Below are 21691 nucleotides of genomic sequence, written 5' to 3' on the forward strand. Positions count from 1 at the left end.
GCAAGCCCCCTCCCACATTTTTTGATCAGTGACGGTAGGTGGCGCCGGTGTGTTGTTCGGGTAGCCGAGCGGTGCCGTGGAAAACTTTTTCCCGCAGGGTGCCCTGCTCATAGGCGGTCTTGTACGACCCACGTCGTTGTAGTTCCGGTATCACTAGGTCAATGAAATCCACATAGCTCTCCGGCGTCACAATGCGCGTCAGGTTGAAACCATCCAGCCCGGTTTCGCTGATCCAGGATTCCAGTTCATCCGCCACCTGCTCAGGCGAGCCCACCAAGGTGATATAGCGCCCACCCAGGGCGTGCTGTTCGAGCAATTTGCGCCGGGTCCAGTCGTTGTTTTGCAGGTTCTTGGTGGCCGACTGGATCGCGTTGCTCTTCACGTACTGGATCGGTTCGTCCAGTTCGTAGGCAGAAAAATCAATCGCTGTGGACGCCGAAAAGTGCGCCACGCCGGCTTCCGCACTGGCATAGCTCAGGTACTCGGCGTGCTTGGCCCATGCAAGTTCTTCGGTGGCGCCCACGATCACGTTGAGGCCCATGAACACCTTGATGTCATCCGGGTTGCGCCCAGCCTCCACTGCGCTGGCGCGCACCTTGTCCACCTGTAGCCTGGTCGCGGCCTTGTTCTGCCCGCTGATGAACACGCACTCGGCGTGGCGCCCGGCGAACAGCAGCCCGCGCTCGGAACTGCCGGCCTGGAACAACACTGGCGTACGCTGCGGCGATGGCTCGCACAGGTGATAACCCTCTACCTGATAAAACTCACCGTGGTGCTCCACCTTGTGCACCTTGCCCGGTTGCGCATACACCCGCGTTTGCGGGTCGTTGAGCACCGCGTCGTCTTCCCAGCTGCCTTCCCAGAGTTTGTACAACACCTCCAGGTATTCATCGGCCTGGTCGTAGCGCCGGTCATGTTCGACCTGTTCGGTGAGGCCCATGGCTTTGGCCGCGCTATCGAGATAGCCGGTGACGATGTTCCAGCCGACGCGGCCACGGCTCAGGTGATCGAGCGTGGACATGCGCCGGGCGAACAGATAGGGCGGCTCGTAGGTCAGGTTGGCGGTAAGGCCGAAGCCAAGGTGCCGGGTGACGGCGGCCATGGCCGAGACCAGCAGCAACGGGTCGTTGACCGGTAGTTGGATGGACTCCTTGAGCGGCACGTCAATCGAGTTCTGGTACACGTCATAGACGCCGACGATATCGGCGATAAACAAACCATCGAACAACCCGCGCTCAAGAATCTGCGCCAATTCGGTCCAGTATTCGAGGCTCTTGTACTCGGTCGAGTTGTCCCGTGGGTGAGTCCACAAACCGTGGTTGATATGCCCGATGCAGTTCATGTTGAAGGCATTGAGCAGGATCTTTTTCTTGCTCATCAGATGGTCCCCCGCAGCGGCGGGTTTTCATCGTTGAGGTAATAGTTGCCTACCGCATGATATTTCCAGCGCACCGGATCATGCAGGGTGTGCACCCGGGCGTTGCGCCAATGGCGGTCCAGGCCATGCTCGGCCAAAGTCGCCTGGCTGCCGGCCAGTTCGAACAAGGTGCTGCCCGCTGCGAGGGAAATCTCGGTGCTCAGGGCGCGCACTTCGGCCACGGCGATGGACGCGGCGGCGACGGTCTGGGCATTGCTGTCGGCCTGGGCGCGGTCGAGGAATTCGCCGGAGCGCTCCAGCAACGCCTCGGCGGCGTGCAAGCGAATGCTCAGGTGGCCGAAGCTCTTTAGAGTCAGCGGGTCTTCGGTGGCCTTGTCGTTGCCGGAATCGATCCACGGGCGGGTCTTGGTGCGCACAAAATGCAACGCATCTTCAAACGCTGCGCGGGCGATGCCGGTGTCGATGGCGGCGTGAAGGATCTGCGCCAAGGGGCCCACGGTGGTCGGGCGTTCGAAGGCGCTCTGGAATGGGATCACGTCCTGCGCTGCGACCCACACGTTATCGAATACCACTGAGCCGCTGCCAGTGGTGCGCTGGCCGAAGCCGCTCCAGTCGTCGATGACCGTCAGGCCCTCGCTGTCACGGGGTACGAACGCCAGTTGCTGGATGCCGTTTTCATCCACCACCGAGGTGGGAATGCGTTGGGCATAGATCGCGCCGGTGGCGTAGAACTTGCGCCCGTTGATGCGAAAACCGTCGCCGTCGCGGGTGAGGCTGGTCACGCGGTCATGGGCGGTCTTGGTGCCCAGTTCCGCCAAGGCGTTACCAAAGCGCTGACCGGCCAGCACCTCGGCGTACAGGCGCTTTTGCTGCTCGGGGTTGCCGTTTACGCGCAGCACTTCAAGGGCATAAAAATGATTTTGCGGGATCTGGCCCAAGGAACCATCGGCCTGGGAAATCAGTGCAATCACCTTGGCCAGGGTGACATTGGATACGCCCGCGCCGCCGAATGCCTTGGGCACCGTGATACCCCACAGGCCGGAGCGCGAAAACACGTCCAGCTCGGGCCACGGCAGGCGGCGTTCGCGGTCGCGCTGGGCGCTGTCGCGGCGCAAATCTTCAGCGAGGTCGCTGGCGACGATAAGGGCTTGCTCATCGCTGGTGATAACCGCGACGTGGTGAGAAAGGGTCATGAGTTTCTCCAGAAGCTCGTGGAAAAAGTGTTCTGGTCGGTTAAATCCAGGAATGACGAGCAGGTAAGGTGCCGTTCAGTCGATAGGCGCCGATGGCGTGATACTTCCAGCGCACCGGATCGTGCAGGGTATGCACCCGCGCGTTGCGCCAGTGACGGTCAAGGTTGAATTCGGCGAGGGTGGCGCGGCTGCCGGCCAGTTCGAAGAGCTTTTCGGTAACCTGCAATGCCACTTCGGTGGTGAGCACCTTGGCCTCGGCCACGGCAATCGAGGCGCGCGCGGCGGACTGCGCGGTGATCGGCGCCGCGCTGACCTGGTCCAGCACCTGACCGGCCTTGCGCAACAGTGCCTCGGCAGCGTGCAGTTCGATCTTCAACTTGCCGATATCGGCGATCACATACAGGTCATCGCTGGCCCGCTCGACCTTGGCGTCGATCCAGGGGCGTGAACGCTCGCGTACAAAGGCGATAGTGTCGTCGAGGGCACCACGGGCGATGCCGGCGTCAATGGCTGCCTGGATCAGTTGCGACACGGCACCCTGGATATTCGGGCTTTCGCCCAGGCGCCAGTTGTCGATGACCAACTCCGGGTCTACCGCCACCCGGTCGAGCAGTACGGTGCCGCTGGCAGTGGTGCGTTGGCCAAAACCGGACCAGTCATCGACGATGCGCAACCCCTCGCTGCCGCGCCGCACGAAGGCCATGACTTGCTTGCCGTCATCGTTCAATGCCTTTATCGCGACCCAGTGGGCAAATAGTGCGCCGGTGGAGTAGAACTTCTGGCCGCTGACCACGAACCCATCGCCTTCGGCCGTGAGGCGTGCCTTGAGCTCCAGCGTGTTTTTGGTACCGCGTTCCGGGCCGCCGTTGCCGATGCGCCAACCGTCGAGCACGCTCTGGAACAGCTGCTTTTTCTGGCGCTCGGTCGCGGTGCCCTGCAATACGTGCAGGATGCCGAAATGGTTCTGCGGGATCTGCCCGAGGGCCGGGTCGGCTGCGCTGATGATCGCGAAGACTTCGGCCAGGGTCACAAACGACACCTGTGGGCCGCCGTATTCGCGGGGAATGGAAATACTGCCCAGGCCGCTGCGGGTGAATTGTTCGAGTTGCGCCCACGGCAGTTTGCGCTGCTGGTCGCGCGTAGCGGCCTGCAGGCGCGCAGCCTGGGCCAGCTCATGAGCCGCACTCAGTGCCTGGGCGTCGTTGCGCAGCACCGTGGCGGGCAACAACAGGGGGGCTACGTCCAGATCACTCTGGGGGGGTGTTAGAGCCAAGTTAGACATCAGCGCCGCTCCTTGGCTGCACGCAATGCCCTGGCGTTATGCACCGGGGTAATTCTGACCATACCGACCTCGCATTCAATGAAATAAAAACAGAAAAATCAGGAATGTCCGGTGGTCCGGTGCATATACCCTAAGCGTGTTAATTCTTTAAATAAACTAACTTTTAGGAATATGCATAGAAGGGCTGTCACCCCGGTTCACAGGGTGAGCCGAAGCGACGCGGTTGATAGCCCGGCGCGGGCGAAGCAGGTGGGGTTGGCACGACTGGCGTGCAAGCGGCGATACGTAGCGTGCGGGCCGGTGCCCAGCGTGAATTATTGCCCACGCGATCGAGAATGCAGTACGTGACTTCCAATCGGCAGTCGTCGCCCGCTTCGACAATGATCTGGGACGGTACCCACACCTGCACTGCCAGGCCGACGTTTTTGGCTTGGATTTTCGGCAGGTCCAGGCGCACATCACCCCAGCGCAGTGTGATGGCATCGCCGGCACTCATGTTCAAGTAAGGTTCGATGGTCAGCGGAATGCCGCGCCGAACCTGGTTGCGATTGACGCCATGGCGGCGGATCGTCTCGGGCAAACCCACGGGGGCGAGATTCTGGTTTTCATCACTTTCGTGGTTGAGGCATGGCGCAGGCTGGCCTCCGGGGTAGTTGGTCTTGACCCGCACCAGGGCGACGGCCGAGCGCATCGGGCCATGGCCGATTTGCAGGACCTGGTAGTGGACGCGTGCCGGCCCGTCCTGCACGAAGCTTTCCGGTACCCACAGATGAGTGAACGTGCCGATCTTGCACGCCGTCACCTTGCGCGAGGCGGCAAAGCAGTTGTTCCAGAACAGTTCGATCAGGTCGCCTTCCTCCATGCCCGAGTAGGGGGATATGTCGACCTGCAGATGGGTGGAGGCCAGGGCGCTGATGCCGTTTCCTACCGCCTGGGGCAGCTTCGGGGCAGGCAGCATGGCCAGGGTTTGGGTATGTGTCATAAGTAATCTCCTTGTTGCAGCCAGCAGTCATCGTTCCGAACCTTCGGCGCATAGGCACAGGGCGATTCGAAAGGAACGATTCAGTCAGTAGCCGGGATGGGATCCAATCCTCAAGGCGCTAGATAAGAGGGTTGGCCGGGGAGCGTCAATGGAGGCAAAAGGCTAAACGGCGGGTTTGAGGATATTCAGAAGGGTCTGACGGGGAGGGGGATTTTAAGGGGGGGACGGCGGGGGTATTTTATGCGCTGAAATGGTAACCCGTTGTAGGAGTGAGCTTGCTCGCGAAGAACGTAAACGGTAACGCGGTGATTCAGATCGACCGAGTTGCCTGGGCGTTTTTCGCGAGCAAGCTCGCTCCTACAGAGGGTGGGTCAGTGGGCGAGGAATTTGCTCAGAAACTGCCGGGTGCGTTCTTCCCTGGGGTTGGCGAACAACGCTTTGGCTTCACCCTGTTCAACGATCACGCCCTTGTCGAAAAAGATCACCCGGTTGGCTACGTCCCGCGCAAAGCTCATTTCGTGGGTCACGATGACCATGGTGCGGTTTTCTTCGACCAGGCTGCGAATGGTTGCCAGCACTTCGCCCACCAGTTCCGGGTCGAGAGCCGAGGTGGGTTCGTCGAACAGAATCACCTCCGGCTCCATGGCCAACGCACGGGCAATCGCCACACGCTGTTGCTGGCCGCCGGACAGCCGCCTTGGGTAGGACGCCTCCTTGCCCGCCAGGCCGACCCTGGCCAACAGCTTGCGCCCCAGTTCGGTGGCCGCTTCCCGTGGCATCTTCTTGACCACAATCGGGCCTTCGATGACGTTTTCCAGCGCAGTGCGGTGGGGGAACAGGTTGAAGTTCTGGAACACAAAGCCCACGTGCTGGCGCAGACGACGCACCAGCTCCTGTTGCTGGTTGAGCGGCTTGCTGCCGTCGATCTGGATATCCCCCACCTTGATGCGGCCGCTGGTGGGTTCTTCGAGGAAATTCAGGCAGCGCAGGAAGGTGGTCTTGCCGGAACCGCTGGGGCCGATGATGGCGACCACTTCGCCTTCCTTGACCTCAAGGTCGATGCCGTCAAGCACCACTTGACCGTTGAATTGTTTGGTCAGTTTTTCAACCACGATCATGCTTCAGGACTCCAGGTCATGCCGGTTGACCCGGTCTTCCAGACGATTTTGCAGATGCGCCAGGATGCTCGCCAGGATCCAGTAGATCAGGGCTGCGGACAGATACATGGTGAAAATTTCGAAGGTCCGCGCCGATACCAGTTGGGCCTGACGGAACAGCTCGGGTACCTGGATGGTGGCGGCCAGCGCAGTGTCCTTGACCAGCGAAATGAAGCTGTTGCCCAGGGGCGGCAATGCCGTGCGCATCGCTTGCGGCAGAATGGCCCGGCGCAGGGTTTGCGCGCGGGTCATGCCAATACTGGCGGCGGCTTCCCACTGGCCACGCTCGATGGAGGCGATGGCGGCCCGCAGGATTTCACACGCATAAGCGGCCATGTTCAGCGAAAAGCCGATCATGGCCGCCGGGATCGGATCCAGCTCGATGCCCACTTGCGGCAAGCCGTAGTAGATCAGGAACAGCTGCACCAGCAACGGCGTACCGCGAAAGAACGACACGTAGACTCGGGCCGTCCAGCTCAGCAACTTGAAGCGCGACAGGCGCATCAAGGCCAGGCCGAAGCCCAGCAGCAAGCCGAAAAACATCCCGCCCAGGCTGAGGATTACCGTGTAGTACGCGCCCTTGAGCAGAAAGGGCGCGGAGTCCAGCGCGAGTTGAAGACCTGCTTCCATTATTGAGTGACGTCAGCGTTGAAGTACTTCTCGGACAGCTTCTTCAAGGTGCCGTCGGCGCGCAGTTTGTCGAGGGCCGTGTTAACCGCATCGAGCAATTCAGGCTCGCCTTTGCGCAGGGCGATACCGGATTCCTGACGGGAGAAGGCGTCGCCGGCAGCGGCAGTGTCGGGGGCTTTCTTGGCGTATTCGAGGGCGGCCAGGCGGTCGATCAGGATCGCGTCGATACGGCCGATGCGCAGGTCCTGGAACTTGGTTGGGTCGTCGTTGTAGGTCTTGATAATGGCTTTGGGTTGATTGTCCTTGAGCCATTGTTCGTAGTTGGTGCCCAGGCCCACGCCGACCTTTTTACCGGCCAGGTCGTCGGCTTTCTTGATCGAGTCGACGTTCTTTTTCAGGACCAGTGCCTGGATGCCGGACACGGTGTATGGCTTGGAGAAATCGTACTTTTTCTTACGCTCTTCAGAGATGGTCACCTGGTTGACCACGGCGTCCAGGCGCTTGGATTCCAGCGCGGCGAGAATGCCGTCCCACGGTGTAGCTTGCAGCTTGACCTTGACGCCCAGCTCCTTGGCCAGTGCTTCGGACAGTTCCACTTCGAAACCGCTGAGCTTGCCGCTTTCATCGACGAAGCTGAACGGTGGGTAGGTGCCTTCCAGACCGATCTTGATCTCGCCGGCCTTCTTGATGGTGTTCAACTGCTCGCCGGCAACCGCCTGGCCCAACCAACCGGCGCCAAGCGCCAGGCCCAAAGTGCTGACCAGCAGCGTGCGACGCAATACAGAAATAGTCATGAAGAGCCCCTGTGTTTTTATGGTGAGCGAAGCAGGTGACGCAGTAGTCGTATCCTGCCTTAAAGCGCGAAGCGCGTCTTCGCCTTCGGCGCGATGATAAAGCGGGTTTTTAAGACTTGAAAATAATAAAAAAACAATTTCATATTTCTTTTGAGAATATATGCCATTCAATCAATTGAATACTGAGTCATAGGCAAACAATGCCGGCGCCCCACCGGTATGCAGGAAAATGATCGGCCCCTCTTCAAACCGCTGGCGCCCGATGCCGTCCAGCAAACCGGCCATGGCCTTGCCGGTATAGACCGGGTCCAGCAGCAGACCTTCCTGGCTGGCCAAAAGTTTGATCGCGGAAAGTGTGCCGGCATTCGGTTCGCCATAACGGGGGCCGAAATACTCGTCCCACAGGATCACTTTGAAGGCGTCGGGAATAGCCACTCCGAGCAACTCGGCAGTGCGTTCTGCCAGGCTTTGCACTTTGGGCAACTGCGCTTGCTCGGTGCGCGACACGGTGATGCCGATCACCGGCAACTGCGGCAGTACTTCGCTCAAGGCCAGGGCCAGGCCGCTGTGCGTGCCGGCACTGCCTGAGGCGAGCACCACGGCGGCGAACTCAATCCCGCTGTCTTCAATCTGCGCGGCCAGTTCCAGCCCTGCGCGCACGTAACCCAAAGCGCCGAGTGCATTGGAACCACCGATAGGCACCAGGTAGGGCTTCTTGCCATTGCTGCGCAGGCGGTCGGCGAGGGCGGCGAGTTGGGCGTCGGCGTTGTCGAGGTTTTCCACCAGTTCCACTTTGGCGTCAAACAGCTCCAGCAGCAGGCGGTTGCCATTGGCCAGGTAGTTGGCGTCTTCGGTGCCAGTAGGGTTTTCCAGCAGAGCAACGCAGCCCAGGCCGAGTTTGGCGGCCAGTGCGGCGGTCTGGCGGACGTGGTTGGACTGGATCGCGCCGGCGGTGACCAAGGTGTCGGCGCCCTGGGCAATGGCGTCGGCCGCCAGGTATTCGAGTTTGCGCAGCTTGTTGCCACCCATGGCCAGGGGCGTGGTGTCATCGCGCTTGACGTAAATGTCCCTGCCCAGCCAGGCCGACAGCCGTTCAAGTTTTTCCAGAGCGGTGGCACCGCCCAGTAGTTCCAGACGGTTAAAGCGCTCGAGCTGTTGTTTGATCATGGCTACGCACGGTGACTGAATGATGGGGAGGACTATAGGCAGGCACTTTTCATCGGGCAACCGTCAATCGCTTATGAACAATAGTTCTTACGACCACACCATTGGTTCTTAAGAGCTGCCAGGGTGCATACCGTAAAGTGATGGCCATTTCGTCAGGAGTGAATACCGTGAGTGAGCGTTCCAGTCATTGGCAATTGCAGACCATCGTCAGCCAACTGCGCGGCGCGCGGGACCAGTGGCGAACGCGCAACGGTCGCTTGAGCGGCGAGCACGGTGGCCGTGAATTGCCGTCCCGTGAGGCGGTGGCGCAAATCCTCGAAGCCTTGTGCGGCGCGCTATTTCCCATGCGCCTGGGCCCGGTGGACCTGCGTGAAGAAAGCGAAGACTTCTACGTGGGGCATACCCTCGACGTGGCGCTAAACGCCTTGCTCGCCCAGGCGCGCCTGGAGTTGCGCTACGCCGCACGCCAGGGCGGCGAAGATGACAGCGGTGTGGATGCCCATGCCATTCGGCTGATCCAGGATTTTGCCCTGGCATTGCCGGCTCTGCGCAGCCTGTTGGATACCGACGTACTGGCCGCCTACCACGGCGACCCGGCTGCACGCAGTGTGGATGAAGTGCTGCTGTGCTACCCGGGCATCCTGGCGGTGATTCACCATCGCCTGGCCCACCACCTGTACCGCGCAGGTTTGCCGCTGCTGGCGCGCATCAGTGCAGAAATCGCCCACTCGGCCACTGGCATTGATATCCACCCCGGCGCGCAGATTGGCCCGAGTTTCTTCATCGATCACGGGACTGGCGTAGTGATTGGCGAAACGGCGATCATCGGCGAGCGCGTGCGTATCTACCAGGCGGTGACACTGGGCGCCAAGCGCTTCCCAGCCGATGAGGATGGGCAGCTGCAAAAAGGCCATCCGCGGCACCCCATTGTTGAGAATGATGTGGTGATCTATGCCGGGGCGACGATTTTGGGGCGGATTACCATCGGCCAGGGTTCGACCATTGGCGGCAATGTGTGGCTGACCCGCAGCGTGCCGGCGGGGGCGAATATCACCCAGGCGAACTTGCAGCATGACGATGGGGCGCAGAAGTAATACCTGAGCCAACCGCCGACCCGTGTGGGAGCAGGCAAGCCAGCTCCCACATTTCGTATGTATTTCAACGTGGGGTCGCTGAACGATTTGCCTTCTTCATCCGTCATACCAATCCTTGAGCTAGTGTAGGAATCATCTACCACTCAGCCCTGCGATTAGTCCCAGACCGCCTATTCATGTTTAACTTGAACGTTCGTTCAAGTTAAACCCGGTGGTTCGCTGCCCGCTCACAACAGGAGGCTTACCTTTGCTGAGTCCGTTATTTACAGCCATATCCCGCAACCTTGAGGTGCATCGTTCATGAGTGCATCGTCCACCCCTTCCAGCGGCATGGTGCGCATGAATGCGCCCGTTTTCTACTTTGCCGCCACCTTCATCCTGCTGTTTGGCATCACAGTCATCGCTATCCCGCAACAGGCCGGAGCCTGGCTGCTGGCGGCGCAAAACTGGGCGGCCAATACGGTCGGCTGGTACTACATGCTGGCGATGACCCTGTATCTGGTCTTCGTGGTGGTCACCGCGCTATCGGGCTACGGCAAGATAAAACTCGGTGCCGACCACGACGAGCCCGAATTCAGTTACCTGTCCTGGGCCGGCATGTTGTTCGCCGCCGGAATCAGCATCACGCTGTTTTTCTTCTGCGTCTCGGAGCCGTTGACGCACCTGGTGCAGCCGCCCCAGGGCGAAGCGATGAACGCCGATGCAGCGCGCCAGGCCATGCAGGTGCTGTTCCTGCACTGGGGCCTGCATGGCTGGGGTGTGTTCGCGTTCGTGGGCATGGCCCTGGCGTATTTCGCCTACCGGCATAACCTGCCGCTGGCATTGCGTTCGGCGCTGTACCCGCTGATCGGCAAGCGCATCAATGGCCCTATCGGTTATGCGGTGGATGGCTTCGGTATCATCGCGACGGTGTTCGGCCTGGGCGCTGACATGGGTTTTGGCGTGTTGCACCTCAATTCCGGCCTGGACTACCTGTTTGGCATTGCTCACACCCAGTGGATCCAGGTGGGCCTGATCACGTTGATGATGGGCGCGGCGATCATTGTTGCGGTAGCCGGCGTCGACAAGGGCGTACGGGTGATGTCCGACATCAACATGCTGCTGGCCTGTGCGCTGTTGCTGTTTGTGTTATTCGCCGGGCCTACCCAGCACCTGCTCAACACTTTGATCCAGAACATCGGGGACTACCTGGGCGCGCTGCCGACCAAGAGTTTCGATGTGTACGCCTACGACAAGCCAAGCGACTGGCTGGGCGGCTGGACAGTGTTCTACTGGGCCTGGTGGATCGCATGGTCACCGTTCGTAGGTCTGTTTATTGCGCGTATCTCCCGTGGCCGTACCATCCGCGAATTCGTGTTTGGCGTGCTGCTGATTCCGCTGGGCTTTACCCTGGCGTGGATGTCGATCTTCGGTAACAGCGCCATCGACCAAGTGCTCAACCATGGCATGGCCGCGCTGGGCCAGTCGGCCATCGATGACCCGTCGATGAGCCTCTACCTGCTGCTGGAAACCTACCCGTGGAGCAAGACGGTGATTGCGGTCACGGTGTTTATCAGCTTTGTGTTCTTTGTGACCTCGGCGGACTCAGGCACGGTGGTGCTGTCCACCCTGTCGTCCAAAGGCGGCAACGCTGATGAAGACGGGCCGAAGTGGCTGCGGGTGTTCTGGGGTGCGATGACAGCACTGGTGACCAGTGCCCTGCTGTTCGCCGGCAGTATCGATTCGTTGAAATCTGCGGTGGTCCTGACCTCGCTGCCGTTCTCGCTGATTCTGCTGCTGATGATGTGGGGGCTGCACAAGGCGTTTTACCTGGAGTCGCAAAAGCAGATCGCGCAGTTGCATTCCCTGGCGCCAATATCGGCTTCACGCAAAGGCCGTGGCGGCTGGCGCCAGCGCTTGAGCCAGGCCGTGCATTTCCCGTCACGTGATGAGGTGTATCGCTTCCTTGAATCGACGGTGCGCCCGGCGATCGAAGAAGTGACGGCGGTGTTTGTCGAGAAGGGCCTGAATGTAGTCACTCAGCCGGACCCGTCCAACGACAGCGTCAGCCTGGAAATCGGCCATGGCGAGGAGCATCCGTTCATCTACCAGGTGCAGATGCGCGGCTATTTCACGCCGTCGTTTGCCCGCGGTGGCATGGGTTCCAAAGAGATCAACAACCGCCGTTACTATCGTGCGGAGGTGCACTTGAGTGAGGGTAGCCAGGACTATGACCTGGTGGGCTATACCAAGGAGCAGATCATCAACGACATCCTCGACCAGTACGAGCGCCATCTGCAGTTCCTGCATTTGGTGCGCTGATACCGTTCCTCTCAAGTAGGTCTTTGCTGTAAAAGGAAGAGGCAGACTTAAGCGATTCAGCGGGTTAAAAGGCTTGGGAATAACCTTATTCCCGGGCCTTTTAACCCTCAGTCCAGAGAGGGTTCGATGACGTACATTGCTGCCGAAAACCGCTATGAATCTATTCCCTATCGCCGCGTAGGCCGCAGTGGATTGGTGCTGCCGGCACTGTCCCTGGGGCTGTGGCACAACTTTGGCGACAGCACCCCGATCGACACCCAGCGCGCTTTGCTGCGCACGGCGTTTGACCTGGGTATCAACCACTTCGACCTGGCCAACAACTACGGCCCGCCCTATGGCAGCGCCGAGATCAACTTCGGTCGGTTGCTGCGTGAAGACTTCAAGCACTACCGCGACGAATTGATCATCTCCAGCAAAGCCGGTTGGGACATGTGGCCCGGCCCCTACGGCCAGGGCGGTGGCTCGCGCAAATACATCCTGGCGAGCCTGGATCAAAGCCTGCAACGCCTGGGCGTCGACTACGTGGATATTTTCTACTCCCACCGTTTTGACCCCGACACGCCCCTGGAAGAAACCGCCAGCGCCCTCGCCACCGCTGTGCAACAAGGCAAGGCGTTGTACATCGGTATCTCGTCCTATTCCGGGGTGAAAACCCGCGAAATCGCAGCCTTGCTCAAAGAGTGGAAAGTGCCGCTGTTGATTCACCAACCGGCTTACAACCTGCTCAACCGCTGGGTGGAAAAGGACCTGCTCGACACCACCGAAGAACTTGGCGCTGGGGTGATCGCCTTCACGCCGCTGGCCCAGGGTTTGCTCACCGACAAGTACCTCAATGGCATACCGGCCGATGCACGGGTCAATCGTCCGGGTGGTGGTTCGTTGCAGGCCCAGCACCTGTCCGAGGCCAACATTGCCCATGTACGCGGCCTGAATGAAATCGCCCAGCGTCGCGGCCAGAGCCTCGCGCAATTGGCGCTGGCCTGGACCCTGCGTGATCCACGGGTGACCAGCGCGCTGATCGGCGCGAGCCGGCCGGAGCAGATCATCGAGAACGTCGGGGCGTTGAAGAACTTGAGCTTCAGCGCTGAAGAACTGGCGGAGATTGATCGGTTTGCGCAGGAAGGCGGGATCAACTTGTGGGAAAAGCCATCCACTGCTGAATAACTGACACAACTGGGTCAAAAATGTGGGAGGGGCGGTGCGACGATTCGACTTGCTCCCGATAGCAGTGGGTCAGCTACGGATGAGCTGACTGAACCACCGCCATCGGGAGCAAGTCGAATCGTCGCACCGCCCCTCCCACATTTGGTTTTCGGTGTGGCGACTAGAACGGCACATCCCCAAGAATCGTCGCCCGGTGCATCACCCGCCGCTGTGGCCGGTAGTCATCCACGGCGTAATGCTGGGTCACGCGGTTATCCCAGAACGCCACGTCATTCTCTTGCCAGCGCCAGCGGATGGTGAATTCCGGGCGGGTGGCGTGGGCGAACAGCAGCTTGAGAATGGCCTCGCTTTCGGCCGCTTCCAGTTCATTGATTCGGGTGGTGAAACCGTCGCTGACGAACAGCGATTTACGCCCACTGACGGGATGGGTACGCACCACCGGATGCGACAACGGTGGGTTCTTGCGGCGGGTTTGCTCCCAACGCAACAAGTCTTCGGCGGTATTGCCAAAACGCTCCAGCGGAAAAGATTTGGTGAAATCGTGGGTGGCGGTGAGCCCGTTGAGCAATACCTTCAACGGTTCGGAAAGCGCCTCATACGCCGCAATACCACTGGCCCACAGCGTATCGCCGCCAAACGCCGGCAACAGCTTGGCGCTGAGCACAGCGCCCAGAGCAGGCGTGGGCAGAAAGGTCACGTCGGTGTGCCAAACGGCGTTGTCACGCACGTCGGTGACCGCGGTGTCGAGGATCAGCACTTCGGGCTGTTCCGGCACGTTGGGGTAGATCGGGTGGATGTGCAGGTCGCCAAAATTGGCCGCGAACCGTGCCTGTTGTTGCGGGGTGATTGGCTGATCACGGAAGAACAGCACCGAATAGTCGAGCAACGCCTGTTCAATGGCGTCGCGCTGTTCAGGGGCCAGCGGCTGAGTGATGTCGACGCCACTGATCTGGGCGCCCAGGGCGGTACTTAATGGGGTAACGGTCAGGCTGCTCATTGTAGATTCTTCACTCAGTGTGCCTGGCCATGCCAGGGCACTAATTTACGCTGCAGGGCGCGCAGGCCCATTTCCATGGCGAAGGCGATCAGGGCGATCACCAGGATCCCCAGCAGCACCACATCGGTGACCAGAAACTGCGCCGCCGACTGCACCATGAAACCCAGGCCGCTGGTGGCGGCAATCAACTCGGCGGCGACCAGGGTCGACCAGCCCACACCCAGGCCGATACGCACACCGGTGAGGATATCGGGCAGGGCGCTGGGCAGGATCACATGGCGAATCAGTTGCGCACGGGTGGCGCCCAACGACTGCGCAGCTCGCAGCTTGGCCGGGTCGACGGTGCGCACCCCGGTTGCGGTGGCGATGGCGATCGGGGCGAAAATCGCCAAGTAAATCAGCAGCACCTTGGACAGCTCGCCAATGCCGCACCAGATCACGATCAGCGGCAGGTAGGCCAGCGGCGGAATCGGCCGGTAGAACTCGATCAACGGATCGAAAATGCCTCGGGCAATGCGGTTGGCACCGATGGCAATCCCCACCGGCACGGCGGTCAGCACTGCAAAACCCAGGCCCAGGCCGATGCGGCTCAGGCTCGCGCCCAGGTGCTGCCACAAGGTGGAATCCATGTAGCCGGTGGTCGCCAGCAGCCAGCCTTTTTGCAACACGGCGGACGGTGGCGGCAGGAACAAAGGTTCGATCAAACCGGTGGCGGTCACCGCCCACCACAAGGCAAGCAGAGCGACCAGGGTCAGTACGCTGATCCAGCGTGTGCTCAGGCTGCGGCGTAACGGGATAACGGCGGGTGCCACCGGCTTGCTGGCGGTGGCGGGAAGTTCGTAGCTGCTCATGCGTACACCTGCCGTTGGGAGAACACTTTGCCCAGCACGTGTTCGCGGGTTTCGATAAAGCGCGGGTCGGACTTGATTGCGCGGGCTGATTCACCGGCAGCGTAACGTTGGCCGAAATCCAGCTGCAGGCGTTCGACGATCTGGCCGGGGTTGGGCGCCAGCAGGATCAGGTCCGTGGCCAGGAACACCGCTTCTTCAATGTCATGGGTAATCAGGAACACCGGCTTGGCCGTGCGCCGCCACACTTGCAGCAGCAACTCCTGCATTTGTTCGCGGGTGAAGGCATCCAGCGCACCGAAGGGTTCGTCCATCAGTAATACGCGAGGGTCGGCCGCCAGGGCGCGGGCGAGGCCGACGCGTTGCTTCTGGCCGCCGGAGAGTTGCCAGATGCGCCGGCTGTCGAAACCGGCCAGGTCCACCAGAGCGAGCATTTCGCGGGCGCGTACTTCACGCTGCGCCTTGGGCACGCCGGCCAGTTCCAGGCCGAAGGCGACGTTGGTCAGCACGTCCTGCCAGGGCAACAGGGCGTCGTCCTGGAACACCACACCGCGTTCGGCGCTGGGCCCTTTGACCGGCACACCGTCGAGGGTGATACGCCCGGCAGAAGGCTCGACGAAACCGGCAATCAGGTTCAACAGCGATGTCTTGCCACTGCCGGACGGGCCCAGGGCAACCAGCAGCTGCTGGGGCCCAAGCTCCAGTGAAATATCGGACAGTACCGGTTCCGGGGCGCCTGGGTACTGTGCGCTGATGCGCTCCAGCTGTAGCAAGGCCATCGCGATGAACTCCTTGGATCAGTTAGAAATGAACTTGGCGCTGACGTAAGGGGCGTAGTCGGGCAGTACGGCATCGACCTTGCCTTGTTCCTTGAGGAACACAGCAGTGTCGGTGACTGCCTTGGTGGTCGGCGCGCCCAGCAGGGTCACCTGGTCAGCGGCCAGCGGGTAGACGTTGCCTTGCAGCAGCAAGGGAATATCGCTGGCCTTGGCGCCGGAGAGTTTCACCAGCTTGTCGACGTTGCCGGTGTCGGCCAGCCAGGCTTGTGGGTCTTTACGGTAGGCGGCGTAGGCATCCAGGGTGACCTTGGCGAAGGCGGTGACGATGTCCGGGTGCTTCTCGGCAAAATCCTTGCGCACGATCCAGGCATCGAATGTTGGCGCGCCGAACTTGGCCAGTTCGCCGGAGGTGATCAGCACCTTGCCGTTTTCCTTGGCTACGCCCAGAGCCGGGTCCCACACGTAGGTGGCATCGATATCACCGCGCTTCCACGCGGCGATGATGGCCGGAGGCGCCAGGTTGAGAATGGTGACTTTGGCCGGGTCGATGTTCCAGTGTTTCAGCGCGGCAAGCAGGCTGTAGTGGCCGGTGGAGACGAAGGGCACGGCGATTTTTTTGCCGACCAGGTCCTGCGGGCTGTTGATCCCCGACCCATTGCGCGCCACCAGGGCTTCGGCCCCGCCGATCTGGGTGGCGACGAGGAAGGTTTCTACTGGGACTTTGCGGGTTACCGCGGCGGTCAGCGGGCTGGAACCGAGGTAGCCGATCTGCACGTCGCCGGAGGCAATGGCGGCGATGATGTCGGCGCCATTGTCGAATTTGCGCCAGTCGATTTTGGCGTTGGTAGCTTTTTCATAGGCCCCGTCAGCCTGGGCGACTTTGGCCGGGTCGACGGTGGTCTGGTAAGCGATAGTCACGTCCGCCGCCTGGGCAAACAGACTGGCACCGGCCAGGGACAACGCGGCCAGCAAGCGCAGAGGGGTCAGCAGTTTCAAGGGGAAGCTCCTCAATCAGGCGGCCGAGAGTCGGCGTGTGAGGAGACTAAATGATCTAAGAACTCGAAAATAAATAACCTTTTCGAATTAGCTTATGAGTAGAAAGGTTGAAGCAAATCTTTGTACCCGTGATGACCAAATGTGGGAGGGGGCTTGCTCCCGATTGCTGAGTGTCAGTCACTGCATCTGTTGACGGACCCACTGCTATCGGGAGCAAGCCCCCTCCCACATTGGAACTGAGTAGAGCTCCGGTTAGTTGCTGATGGCGAGGATGCTGGCCTGGTACGACCCGACAAACACATCGAAATCGCCCACTTCGTTCTGCTCAAGCTCCGCCTGTTGCGCCAGCGACGCACGGGCCAATTCTTCAAAGTGCGCTTGTTCCTCAGGCGCCAAAGGCTCCTTGCGGAAGTATTCGGCATGTACTTCGCTTTGATGCAGAGAGAACTGCGCAAAGCTTTCCTTGCGTTCAGCCATGGCCGCCAACACCTGGGCCGACGGCGTCAGGGACGGGTCCTTGACCTTGGCCAGTTGGGCATCCAGCGCTTCACTGTGTTCGGTCATGCCCTGGCTCTCGTCGAGCAAGGCGGCCAACGGTGCAATCTTCTCCAGCAACTGCGCAGCCCATTCCTTCATGTCCACCGGCTGGCCGTCACGTTGCAATTGCAGGCCCGGACGCCGACCTTCCTTGACCACGCTGAGGAAGTTGGAGGTGGCGTTGCCGCACTCGTTGTTGGCGAACAGCGGGCTGTCGTTCAGCGCGCAATACAGCAGGAATGCGTCGAGGAATCGCGACTCCGGCAAGTCGATCCCCATCGGCAGGAACGGGTTGATATCCAGGCAGCGTACTTCGATGTACTGGATACCGCGGGCCATCAGCGCCTGGATCGGCCGCTCGCCGGTGTAGGTCACACGCTTGGGGCGGATATTGGAGTAGTACTCGTTTTCGATCTGCAGGATGTTGGTGTTGAGCTGCACCCACTCACCATCCTTGTGTGTGCCGACTTCAACATACGGCGCGTAGGGCGTTGCCACTGCTTCGCGCAGGCTGTCGGTGTAGCTGGCCAGGTCGTTGTAGCAAGGCGTCAGGCCAGCCTGGGCGTTGCTCTGGTAACCCAGGTCGCTCATGCGCAGGCTCGTGGCGTAGGGCAGGTACAGGGTGTCGGCATCCAGGACTTCAAGCTGGTGCGAGCGGCCGCGCAGGAAACCGGCGTCCAGGGCTGGCGAGGCACCAAAGAGGTACATCAACAGCCAGCTGTAGCGACGGAAATTACGGATCAGCGCGATATAGGCCGTGGACTGATAGTCACGGTCCGTACCGACAAAGCCTTCGGCTTCCTTGAGCAACGGCCACAGCTCTTCCGGCAGCGAGAAGTTGTAATGGATGCCGGCAATGCACTGCATGGTCTTGCCGTAGCGCAGGGCCAGGCCCTTGCGGTACACGTACTTGAGCTGGCCGATATTGGAGGTGCCGTAGTAGGCGATCGGAATATCTTCCTCGGCCGGTAACGGGCACGGCATCGAGGGGCTCCACAGGTATTCGCTGCCCAGCTTGGAGTAGGCAAAGCGATGGATCTTGTCCAGGCTGCCCAGGGTCTCGGCCGGGTTGGGCAGGGCTGGGGTGATGAACTCCAGCAGCGATTCCGAATAGTCAGTGGTGATCTGTTCGTTGGTCAACGCAGCGCCCAGGGCTTCAGGGTGCGGCGTTTGCGCCAGGCGACCCTCGCTGGTGACGCGCAGGCATTCGCGCTCGATGCCGTGCAAGCACTGCTCTAGCAGGGAGAGGTGTTCGCGCTTGCCGAGCAGGGCCAGGCGGCGGTTGAGAAGTTCGCTCAAGTTGGATTCCTTCACGCGTCAGTCGCCCCAATATGGGGGTGGGCAGGACGGTCTACAAGGGTGAAGTGGAAACTGGCGTGATCGCCTGGTTCTGAGTCGATTTGACCCGCTCTGAAAATGCCGACTTCACTCCATGAATTGGGCTACAGCGCAGCGAGAAAATTCCGACGCTGTTATCGCAGCGCCGAAATTAACTCAAATCGAGGGTAGGGAGCTATAGGACAGCGAACGTGCCCTGCGCTTTTGCGACAAGTCTTTCGCCCTGGTACACGTCGGCTTCGACCACCAACGTGCGCCGGCCGGCGTGAATTACCCGGCTGGTGCACAGCACGTCACCGTCTTCGACGGCGCGAATATAATTGATCTTGCATTCGATGGTGGCGCTCTGCTGGTCGAAACCATGGGCGCTGGAACAGGCCAGGCCCATCGTGATGTCCACCAGGCTGAAAATCGCCCCGCCATGGAGCTTGCCTGCACGGTTGCGCAGGTGCGGCTCCAGGGTCAGGGCCACCTCGGCAACGCCTTCATCCAGGCGTTGCAGGCGGCAGCCGATCAGCTCGCTGAACGCGCTCTGGGTCAAACCCGCCGGGATTTCCATCAACGCTTCTTCAACTGTTTGGCATTGGCGAACAGCGATGCCATGGCGTTGTTGCTCGGCGCGGCAGTCGTAGCGTCCTTGCGCGGCGCGTTGTTCTGCGACTGGCGCGGTGCCGAACCTGGGCGAGCGCCACGAGCACCGTCGATCTTCTCGCCCGGGGTATCGCTCATGCGCATCGACAGGCCCACGCGTTTGCGCGGGATATCGACTTCCATGACCTTGACCTTGACCACGTCACCGGCTTTGACCGCTTCACGCGGGTCCTTGATGAACTTCTCCGAAAGCGCGGAGATATGCACCAAACCGTCCTGATGCACGCCAATATCCACGAAGGCGCCAAAGTTGGTCACGTTGGTCACCACGCCTTCGAGGATCATGCCCGGTTGCAGGTCCTTGAGGTCTTCGACGCCGTCCTGGAACTCGGCGGTCTTGAACTCGGGACGTGGGTCGCGGCCAGGTTTTTCCAGCTCTTGCAGGATGTCGGTGATGGTCGGCACACCGAAGGTTTCGTCGGTGTACTTCTTTGGATCCAGACGCTTGAGGAAGGCGGCGTCGCCGATCAGCGAGCGGATATCACGGTCGGTCTCGGCGGCAATGCGTTGCACCAGCGGGTAGGCTTCCGGGTGAACCGCCGAGGCGTCGAGCGGGTTATCGCCATTCATCACGCGTAGGAAGCCGGCCGCTTGTTCAAAGGTTTTTTCACCCAGGCGTGCGACTTTTTTCAGCGCAGCACGGGTTTTGAACGCACCATTTTCGTCGCGATGGCTGACGATGTTCTGCGCCAGGGTCGCGTTGAGGCCCGAGATTCGCGCCAGCAGCGCTACTGAAGCGGTGTTCACGTCTACGCCCACGGCGTTTACGCAGTCTTCCACCACCGCATCCAGGCCGCGTGCCAGTTTAAGCTGCGACACGTCGTGCTGGTACTGGCCGACGCCGATGGATTTGGGGTCGATCTTCACCAACTCGGCCAGCGGGTCTTGCAGGCGACGGGCGATGGAGACGGCGCCACGGATCGACACGTCGAGGTCCGGGAACTCCTTGGACGCCAGCTCCGAAGCCGAGTACACCGAAGCACCCGCCTCGGAGACCATGACCTTGGTCATCTTCATGGCCGGGTATTTTTTGATCAGCTCGGCGGCCAGCTTATCGGTTTCGCGGCTGGCAGTGCCGTTGCCGATGGCGATCAGATCTACCGCGTGCTTGGCGCACAGGGCGGCAAGGATCGCCAGGGTCTGGTCCCACTTGTTGTGCGGAACGTGCGGGTACACGGTGGCGTGGTCCAGCAGCTTGCCGGTGGCATCGACCACAGCGACCTTGCAACCGGTGCGCAGGCCCGGGTCGAGGCCCAGGGTGGCACGCGGGCCGGCCGGTGCGGCCAGCAGCAGGTCGTGCAGGTTGTGGGCGAACACGTTGATCGCCTCGGTTTCGGCGCCGTCGCGCAACTCGCCTAGCAGGTCGGTTTCCAGATGGGTGTAGAGCTTGACCTTCCAGGTCCAGCGCACGACTTCACCGAGCCACTTGTCCGCAGGGCGATTCTGGTTCTGGATGCCGAATTGTTGACCGATCATGCCTTCGCACGGGTGCATGGTGCCTGGCAGTTCGTCACCGACTTTCAGCGCGGAGCTGAGAATGCCTTCGTTGCGGCCGCGGAAAATCGCCAGGGCGCGGTGGGACGGCATGCTTTTGAGCGGCTCGTCGTGTTCGAAGTAGTCGCGGAATTTGGCGCCTTCCTCCTCTTTGCCGGCGATGACGCGGGCGCTGAGGATGGCTTCCTGCTTCAAGTAGGTACGCAGTTTTTCCAGGAGGCTGGCGTTTTCGGCGAAGCGCTCCATCAGGATGTACTTGGCGCCTTCGAGGGCAGCCTTGACGTCGGCGACGCCTTTTTCCGCGTCGATGAAGCGAGCGGCTTCGGTTTCCGGCGTCAACGATGGGTCGTTGAACAGGCCATCGGCCAAATCGCCCAGGCCGGCTTCCAGAGCGATCTGGCCCTTTGTACGACGTTTCTGTTTGTATGGCAGGTAAAGGTCTTCGAGGCGGGTCTTGGTGTCCGCGAGTTTGATGTCGCGCTCCAGTTGAGGGGTCAACTTGCCCTGTTCCTCAATGCTGGCGAGGATGCTGATACGCCGTTCGTCGAGTTCTCGCAGGTAGCGCAGGCGCTCTTCCAGGTGACGCAGTTGAGTGTCGTCGAGGCTGCCGGTCACTTCTTTTCGGTAACGGGCGATGAAAGGCACCGTGGAGCCTTCATCCAGTAGAGCGACGGCCGCTTCGACCTGTTGTGGGCGTACACCGAGTTCCTCGGCGATGCGGCTGTTGATGCTGTCCATAAAACCACCTGAAATTCTTAAAATCAGCGCGCCGGCCCGTAAAAACAAGGCCCGGCGAGGCTGGTTGAGCGGCCCGACTGGCGCCGCTGCCTGGGTCAAGAGGCTGCCTATTGACCCTCGAAATCGAAAAATTCACGACAAGCGGGTAAAAAAAGCCCGGCAGCAAACGGT

Annotated in this window: 18 protein-coding genes; 3 read left to right on the forward strand and 15 right to left on the reverse strand. The window is 60.7% G+C overall.

The window, feature by feature from the left end:
* Nucleotides 1-25 precede the first annotated feature (25 nt).
* The 8 genes from E4P01_RS13875 to E4P01_RS13910 all read right to left on the reverse strand — a co-directional run bounded on the left by E4P01_RS13875 (nucleotide 26) and on the right by E4P01_RS13910 (nucleotide 8583).
* Nucleotides 26-1378 carry an LLM class flavin-dependent oxidoreductase gene (locus tag E4P01_RS13875; protein ID WP_103733994.1) on the reverse strand — a complete coding sequence of 451 codons (1353 nt, stop codon included), beginning with the start codon at nucleotides 1376-1378 and terminating at the stop codon, nucleotides 26-28.
* Nucleotides 1378-2571 (reverse strand): SfnB family sulfur acquisition oxidoreductase, encoded by a 1194-nt coding sequence (locus E4P01_RS13880; protein ID WP_005783783.1) that lies wholly within the window; start codon nucleotides 2569-2571, stop codon nucleotides 1378-1380. The genes E4P01_RS13875 and E4P01_RS13880 overlap by 1 nt, the downstream gene beginning before the upstream one ends.
* 40 nt (nucleotides 2572-2611) lie before the next feature.
* Complete coding sequence (locus E4P01_RS13885) at nucleotides 2612-3853, reverse strand: SfnB family sulfur acquisition oxidoreductase (protein ID WP_032803216.1); 1242 nt, start codon at nucleotides 3851-3853, stop codon at nucleotides 2612-2614.
* Between the two features lie 187 nt (nucleotides 3854-4040).
* Nucleotides 4041-4835 (reverse strand): hypothetical protein, encoded by a 795-nt coding sequence (locus E4P01_RS13890; protein ID WP_032878421.1) that lies wholly within the window; start codon nucleotides 4833-4835, stop codon nucleotides 4041-4043.
* Between the two features lie 371 nt (nucleotides 4836-5206).
* Nucleotides 5207-5953, reverse strand: a complete 747-nt coding sequence (tcyN, locus tag E4P01_RS13895) for an L-cystine ABC transporter ATP-binding protein TcyN (protein WP_216090592.1) — start codon at nucleotides 5951-5953, stop codon at nucleotides 5207-5209.
* A 3-nt stretch (nucleotides 5954-5956) separates the two neighbouring features.
* A complete protein-coding gene (gene tcyL / locus E4P01_RS13900; RefSeq protein WP_032878420.1) occupies nucleotides 5957-6622 on the reverse strand; it encodes a cystine ABC transporter permease in 666 nt (221 codons plus the stop codon).
* Entirely contained in the window at nucleotides 6622-7416 is a 795-nt protein-coding gene (gene tcyJ, locus E4P01_RS13905; RefSeq protein WP_032878419.1) for a cystine ABC transporter substrate-binding protein, read from the reverse strand. Before tcyJ ends, tcyL begins: the two co-directional genes overlap by 1 nt.
* A gap of 171 nt (nucleotides 7417-7587) precedes the next feature.
* Nucleotides 7588-8583 (reverse strand): D-cysteine desulfhydrase, encoded by a 996-nt coding sequence (locus tag E4P01_RS13910; protein WP_078820029.1) that lies wholly within the window; start codon nucleotides 8581-8583, stop codon nucleotides 7588-7590.
* Between the two features lie 167 nt (nucleotides 8584-8750).
* On the opposite strand from E4P01_RS13910, the gene epsC reads away from it, so the two are divergent.
* The 3 genes from epsC (at nucleotide 8751) to mgrA (ending at nucleotide 13142) form a co-directional block, all read left to right on the forward strand.
* The gene (gene epsC, locus E4P01_RS13915) at nucleotides 8751-9677 is read left to right on the forward strand and encodes a serine O-acetyltransferase EpsC (protein ID WP_005783794.1); all 927 of its coding nucleotides are present in this window, start codon (nucleotides 8751-8753) and stop codon (nucleotides 9675-9677) included.
* A 339-nt stretch (nucleotides 9678-10016) separates the two neighbouring features.
* The gene (gene betT / locus E4P01_RS13920) at nucleotides 10017-11978 is read left to right on the forward strand and encodes a choline transporter BetT (RefSeq protein WP_164366000.1); all 1962 of its coding nucleotides are present in this window, start codon (nucleotides 10017-10019) and stop codon (nucleotides 11976-11978) included.
* Between the two features lie 126 nt (nucleotides 11979-12104).
* Nucleotides 12105-13142 (forward strand): L-glyceraldehyde 3-phosphate reductase, encoded by a 1038-nt coding sequence (gene mgrA / locus E4P01_RS13925; RefSeq protein ID WP_005783797.1) that lies wholly within the window; start codon nucleotides 12105-12107, stop codon nucleotides 13140-13142.
* A gap of 160 nt (nucleotides 13143-13302) precedes the next feature.
* On the opposite strand, the gene tauD is transcribed toward mgrA, so the two are convergent.
* The 7 genes from tauD to E4P01_RS13960 all read right to left on the reverse strand — a co-directional run bounded on the left by tauD (nucleotide 13303) and on the right by E4P01_RS13960 (nucleotide 21520).
* Nucleotides 13303-14139, reverse strand: coding sequence for a taurine dioxygenase (gene tauD, locus E4P01_RS13930; RefSeq protein WP_216090593.1), 837 nt, complete (start codon nucleotides 14137-14139; stop codon nucleotides 13303-13305).
* A gap of 14 nt (nucleotides 14140-14153) precedes the next feature.
* Entirely contained in the window at nucleotides 14154-14990 is an 837-nt protein-coding gene (gene tauC / locus E4P01_RS13935; protein ID WP_216090594.1) for a taurine ABC transporter permease TauC, read from the reverse strand.
* Complete coding sequence (gene tauB, locus E4P01_RS13940; protein WP_216090595.1) at nucleotides 14987-15766, reverse strand: taurine ABC transporter ATP-binding subunit; 780 nt, start codon at nucleotides 15764-15766, stop codon at nucleotides 14987-14989. The genes tauC and tauB overlap by 4 nt, the downstream gene beginning before the upstream one ends.
* A gap of 18 nt (nucleotides 15767-15784) precedes the next feature.
* Entirely contained in the window at nucleotides 15785-16762 is a 978-nt protein-coding gene (gene tauA, locus E4P01_RS13945; protein WP_005783803.1) for a taurine ABC transporter substrate-binding protein, read from the reverse strand.
* Between the two features lie 252 nt (nucleotides 16763-17014).
* Nucleotides 17015-18598 (reverse strand): glutamate--cysteine ligase, encoded by a 1584-nt coding sequence (gene gshA, locus E4P01_RS13950; protein WP_078820033.1) that lies wholly within the window; start codon nucleotides 18596-18598, stop codon nucleotides 17015-17017.
* A gap of 214 nt (nucleotides 18599-18812) precedes the next feature.
* On the reverse strand, nucleotides 18813-19196 hold the full coding sequence (locus E4P01_RS13955; protein ID WP_050549370.1) for a PaaI family thioesterase: 384 nt from the start codon (nucleotides 19194-19196) through the stop codon (nucleotides 18813-18815).
* Nucleotides 19196-21520: a Tex family protein gene (locus E4P01_RS13960; RefSeq protein WP_032878409.1), complete on the reverse strand. Its 2325-nt coding sequence runs from the start codon at nucleotides 21518-21520 to the stop codon at nucleotides 19196-19198. The genes E4P01_RS13955 and E4P01_RS13960 overlap by 1 nt, the downstream gene beginning before the upstream one ends.
* Nucleotides 21521-21691: the final 171 nt, after the last annotated feature.

Origin of the sequence: Pseudomonas sp. NCIMB 10586, from assembly GCF_023127895.1 — a bacterium.
GTDB classification, from domain to species: domain Bacteria; phylum Pseudomonadota; class Gammaproteobacteria; order Pseudomonadales; family Pseudomonadaceae; genus Aquipseudomonas; species Aquipseudomonas synxantha_A.